The organism is Rhizobium ecuadorense (assembly GCF_001187535.1).
GTDB classification, from domain to species: domain Bacteria; phylum Pseudomonadota; class Alphaproteobacteria; order Rhizobiales; family Rhizobiaceae; genus Rhizobium; species Rhizobium ecuadorense.
In genome coordinates, this window is record NZ_LFIO01001880.1 from 1 (window position 1) to 222 (window position 222).

Genomic DNA, 222 nt, shown 5'->3' on the forward strand with positions numbered 1-222 from the left:
CTCGTACATTCTCGCCAGGTGCAATGGCTCTTCCGGAACGACACGAACCAGTTGGTTGGGTGGAGGAGACGGCATGTGACTGCAGGCTCCGGCCCAAGGCACGAGCATGAATTCGTAGACAAGATCGCCGTCCTGGTCGATCGGCAAAACGAAGCCCGTCAATTCGATCGGATGCACCTCGCCATGCCAGGCGAGTGTTTCACCCTGTGGGCCGCTCACCGC

Annotated in this window: 1 protein-coding gene; it reads right to left on the reverse strand. The window is 59.9% G+C overall.

The window, feature by feature from the left end:
* On the reverse strand, window positions 1-222 hold a 222-nt coding region (locus AF337_RS39240; RefSeq protein ID WP_152971380.1), incomplete at both ends, for a DUF3299 domain-containing protein.